The following is a 4,656-nucleotide window of genomic DNA, read 5'->3' as shown; positions in this document are numbered from 1 at the left end:
GGCAGCCAGTCGACGATGACAGGCGGCTCGTCCTTCAGGAACGCCAGCGTCTCGCGCAGCATCACCTGGTTGGCACAGATCATGCGCTGGGTGTTGATGACGGCCTTCGGGTTGCCGGTCGAGCCTGACGTCAGCAGGAATTTTGCAATGGTGTCAGGACCGATCGCATCGTGCAGCGCGTCGAGGCGCGGATGCAACGGGGTCGCCATCAAGTCCGCCAGCGTCGTGATCTCTCGCCCGGGCACGACGCCACGGGAGACGGCGATCTCGGTGTCATCGGGGACGTTGGCGGCAAGCGCATCGGCGAACTTCGTGGCGTCGTCGGCGAAGACAAGACCAGGCGTCAGCAGCTTCATCAGATAGCTTAGCTTGCCGTAGTCGCGCGACACCAGCGAATAGGCCGGCGACACCGGGCAGAACGGAATGCCTGCATAGAGCGCGCCGAACGCGACCAGCGCATGATCGATCGAGTTGCCGGATAGGATGACGACGGGCCTCTCGGCGGACAGGCCGCGCGCCAGCAGCGCCGATGCGATATGCCGCGCGGACGCGAGCAGTTCGGCATAGGTGATCTGCCGCCAGCCCCGCGCCGCATTGCGCTCCGCCATGAAGATGCGATCGGGCGCAGCCGCCACCCAGCGGTGCAGGCGGTCGGTGATGCGCACCGGATAGTCGCGCAGTTGCGCCTTCGGGCGCAGATAGATGGTGCCGTCGTCGCGGCGCTCGACCTGCACGGCAGGCGTGCCGAACGAGATCGGGCGCAGCGGCTGGTCGCGCGCGACAGGGTCAGTGGAGGCGGACATGCTGGGCTGGGCGCTCATGTCAGGTCGGCTTCACCTTGGCGGTCTTGTGGTCGAGAAACGCGCGAATGCGGCGTTTTGCTTCCTTGTCGCTCTGCGCCACCGTCGCCATCAGCGATTCCATCAGCAGGCCGGTCTGCGGGTTGGCTTCCGCGATCATCGGCAGCGCCTGCAGCACGGCGAAATTGGTCAGCGGCGCATTGGCGGCGACGCGCTCGGCAAGCTCCAGCGCCTTCGGCAGCGCGCCGCCGGCTTCGGTGAGATATTGCGAGAAGCCGTAAGACGAGCCTTCGGTCGCCGAATAGACGCGGCCCGTGAGCATCATGTCGATCATTCGCGCCACGCCGATCAGCCGCGGCAGCCGCACCGATCCGCCGCCGCCGACGAAGATGCCGCGCTGGCCTTCGGGCAGCGCGAAGTAGGCCGATGGTTCGGCGACACGGATATGCGCCGCGCAGGCCAACTCCAGGCCGCCGCCGATGACGGCGCCCTTCAGCGCCGCGATCACGGGGACGCGGCTGTACTGGATGCGGTCGAACACCCGGTGCCACATCTGCGAATGGCGCAGGCCCTCGGTGGCGTCGTGCTCGGTGAGTTCGGAGAGATCGAGGCCGGAGGAGAAATGGTCGCCGATGCCGTAGATGACGACGGCGCCAACGCCTTCGGGCAGATCGGAGAAGCAATCCTGGATCGCCAGGATGATGCCGTCATTCAGCGCGTTGCGCTTGGCCGGACGGTTGAGGCCGACAGTCAGCACCGCGCCGTTCTGCTCGATCACGAGCAGGTCGGACTGACCCGCTGTTGCGGTGGCGTCGGCGTTTCCCATGGGCTTTTATTGCTTCCTGTCGAGAATAGTTATGTTTTATAACGATTTTGAGAGGCGGGAGTCAAGGCGGGTTGCTTGCGTCTCTGGCAGGCATCCGTGGCGCCGCACACACCGCTGTCATCCTCCGCGCAGGCGAAGGAACCAGTACGCCGCGGCTTATCGGTTCGGTCACTGCGGCGTCTCTGGGATACTTGGTCACCCGCCCCAGTGCGCAATTGCGCACAAGGCGGAGGGCGACGACCGAGTGCGCGTTCGCGATCTCGCGACATCATCTGCCCGAGGTTTGCATCTCGATTACCGCCCTCTCCAATCTGAGGGCGCAGGGAAGACCGGGTGCGCGCCGCACCCGCGGTCTCGTGTGCTGTTGCGCATGGCAAGAGATGCACACGAGCATACAGGTTCGGCGGGAGCATCCCGGCCTTCCCTGCGCAATGGCTTTACGGCTTACTTCGCGCTCTTCCCGGAGAACGGCTCTTTTGCCTCCGTCGCCCGCGAGATGCTTTCGCACCCTTCGGACTTGACGCCAGCACCACGGCGCCAGAACCACACGACTTCACCGTACGCCTCAGCCACACTCGTCAGTCACGGCATCGGCGTCCATCGCATCTCCCCGCGCGTCAGTGACGATGGCCGACGCCCCTCATCTCGCGGTGAGACGAGCGGAATTATGCCGCTGATTTGGGTGAGAACGGAAGCGGAATATTTTTGATTCTCGGGCTTGACATGATTTCTGAAAATCAGAATTGAATTGCCCGTCGGGCAACTTCCACGCCATTGCGAGCGAAGCGAAGCAATCCATGGCTCGGCGCGTGGATGGATGGATTGCTTCGTCGCTCCGCTCCTCGCAATGACGACGCCTCACAGCACCTGATGGACGTCGATGATCACGCGGTCGGCGTGGCGGGCGGCGGAGCCGATGAAGAGGTTTTCCATCAGCCAGCGATACTTCGGCGCGCCGGTCTCGAACTTCGGCACGGTGCGGAAATAGATCAGCCTGGGATCGACCGGCTCGCCGCGCTTGAGCTTCTGCAGAAGATCGTGGGGGCCGAAGCGCAGGCCCCTGTTCTCGACATAGACGACCGCACCGTCATCGGTCTCGAAGGCGTATTTCGCTTCCAGCTCGATCAAATCGTTCGGCCGGATGATCTGGAAATCGGCGCCGAACGGGCAGACCTTGCCGCTGATATTCTCGCCCTTCACCTCGCCGCCAACGATCGGAATGATCCGGCGCACGCCGCAGCCGATCTCGCCCGCTGACGTGACCTCGCCGATCCGCGCGGTGATGGTGAAGACATATCTGGTCTCAAGCTGCGGAGCCATAGCACCACCCTACCCTGCCATGCGCTGCGGCAGCCACAGCGCCAGTATCGGAAATGCGATCAGGATCACCAGACGGATCAGGTCCGTCGCGACGAATGGAATCACGCCGCGGAAGATCGTCGAGAACGAGACGTCCTTCACGACGCTCTTGATCACGAACACGTTCATGCCGACAGGCGGATGGATCAGGCCGAGTTCCACCGTCATCACGATGATCACGCCGAACCAGATCGGATCGAAACCGAGATGCATGATGACCGGGAAGATGATCGGCACGGTGAGGATGATCATGGCCATCGCGTCCATCAGGCAGCCCAGCACCAGATACATCACCATGATCAGCGCGAGGATGCCGTAGGGGCCGAGGCCGAGGCCGGTAAGCAGCTCGGTGACCTTCTGCGGGGTCTGTGTCACCGTCAGGAAATAGCCGAAGATCAGCGCGCCGATCAGCACCGTGAACACCGCGGCCGCGGTGCGCGTCGCCTGCAGCAGAGAGGCCAGGATCTTGTCCTTGTTGAGCCGGCCGGTGAACACGCCGATCAGGAACGCGCCGGTGGCGCCGACGCCGCCGGCTTCGGTCGGCGTGAAGCGCGGCAGGAACGGCAGGCCATAGAGGCCGCCGATCACGAAGACGAACAGCAGCACCGGCGCCCAGATGTTCTTCAGGCCCGCAAAGCGCTCGCGCCAGGTGGTCTGCGTTCCCTTCGGCAGGAAGTCCGGCCGGAACCAGCCGATCAGCGCGATGGTCAGCATGTACATGGTCATCGCCAGCAGGCCGGGAATGATGCCGGCAATGAAGAGCTTGCCGATGTCCTGCTCGGTGATGATGCCGTAGACCGCGAGCACGGTCGACGGCGGCAGCATGGCGCCGAGCGTGCCGCCGGCCGCGATCACGCCGGTGGCAAAGGACTGCGGATAGCCGAAGCGGCGCATCTCGGGATAGGCGACCGCCGAGAAGGTCGCCGCCGTCGCCACCGACGAGCCGCAGATCGCGGCAAAGCCGCCGCAGGCCGCCACCGTGGCGATGCCGAGCCCGCCGCGCAGATGGCCGACAAAGCCGTTGGCGGCGCGGAACAGCTCGCGGCTCATGCCGGAATTGCTGACGAAGGTTCCCATCAGCAGGAACATCGGGATCACGCCGAAGGTGTAGTCGGTCACCGTGCGCATCGAGGTCTGGCCGACCAGCTTCAAGGCGGGCGTGAAACCGGTGAGATAGCCGAAGCCGCAGACGCCGACGAGGCCCATCGCCATGCCGACGGGCACGCGCAAGAGCATCAGCGCGAACAGCGCGACGAATCCGATGACGGCGACGGCATCTGTGCTCATGGTGGCCTACTCTACCGTCTTGACCTTGGCGTCATGGATGTCCTCGGGGTGGAAAATCAGGCGGTAGGTGCGGATCGCGATCAACAGCACCGCGGCGCCGTCGCCGGCCCAGGCGACGGCGAAGAACGGCCAGGTCGGCATGTGCATGTCGAAGGTGAGGACGTTGTCGTTGTAGGTGGTGCGCACCTTGTCGAACAGCGTCCAGGTCTGCACCGTCACCACGAACAGCAGCACCAGCGTCGCGAACACGTCGATCATGCGCTGGTATTTCGGGCCGACATTGGCCCAGATCAGGTCGACCGTGATGTGGCCGCCGCGATAGGAGGTGGCGGCGATGCCCCAGAAGATCAGGATGCCGAGCAGCATGCGCCCGATGTCGAAGGA

5 protein-coding genes are annotated in these 4,656 nt (G+C 64.4%); all 5 read right to left on the bottom strand.

The features are described from left to right. Positions 1-821 (bottom strand): AMP-binding protein (locus V7E26_RS29250; protein WP_324422863.1); only part of this gene is annotated, 821 nt, incomplete at its 3' end. A 1-nt stretch (position 822) separates the two neighbouring features. After that, positions 823-1,626 carry a crotonase/enoyl-CoA hydratase family protein gene (locus tag V7E26_RS29245; RefSeq protein WP_324422862.1) on the bottom strand — a complete coding sequence of 268 codons (804 nt, stop codon included), beginning with the start codon at positions 1,624-1,626 and terminating at the stop codon, positions 823-825. 858 nt (positions 1,627-2,484) lie between these two features. Beyond that, positions 2,485-2,946, bottom strand: coding sequence for a DUF3237 domain-containing protein (locus V7E26_RS29240; protein ID WP_324422861.1), 462 nt, complete (start codon positions 2,944-2,946; stop codon positions 2,485-2,487). Between the two features lie 9 nt (positions 2,947-2,955). Continuing rightward, positions 2,956-4,272, bottom strand: a complete 1,317-nt coding sequence (locus V7E26_RS29235; RefSeq protein WP_324422860.1) for a TRAP transporter large permease — start codon at positions 4,270-4,272, stop codon at positions 2,956-2,958. A 6-nt stretch (positions 4,273-4,278) separates the two neighbouring features. Continuing rightward, positions 4,279-4,656: TRAP transporter small permease (locus tag V7E26_RS29230; protein WP_324422859.1), on the bottom strand; the 378-nt coding region annotated here is incomplete at its 5' end.

The sequence above is a fragment of the Bradyrhizobium sp. genome, from assembly GCF_036735945.1.
Classification (GTDB): Bacteria; Pseudomonadota; Alphaproteobacteria; order Rhizobiales; family Xanthobacteraceae; genus Bradyrhizobium.
This window is presented reverse-complemented; position numbering and strand designations above follow the sequence as displayed.

Excerpts from the sequence above, each read along its gene's own strand:
- V7E26_RS29245 (WP_324422862.1), bottom strand. The coding sequence starts at position 1,626 with ATGGGAAACGCCGACGCCACCGCAACAGCGGGTCAGTCCGACCTGCTC.
- V7E26_RS29240 (WP_324422861.1), bottom strand. The coding sequence starts at position 2,946 with ATGGCTCCGCAGCTTGAGACCAGATATGTCTTCACCATCACCGCGCGG.
- V7E26_RS29235 (WP_324422860.1), bottom strand. The coding sequence starts at position 4,272 with ATGAGCACAGATGCCGTCGCCGTCATCGGATTCGTCGCGCTGTTCGCG.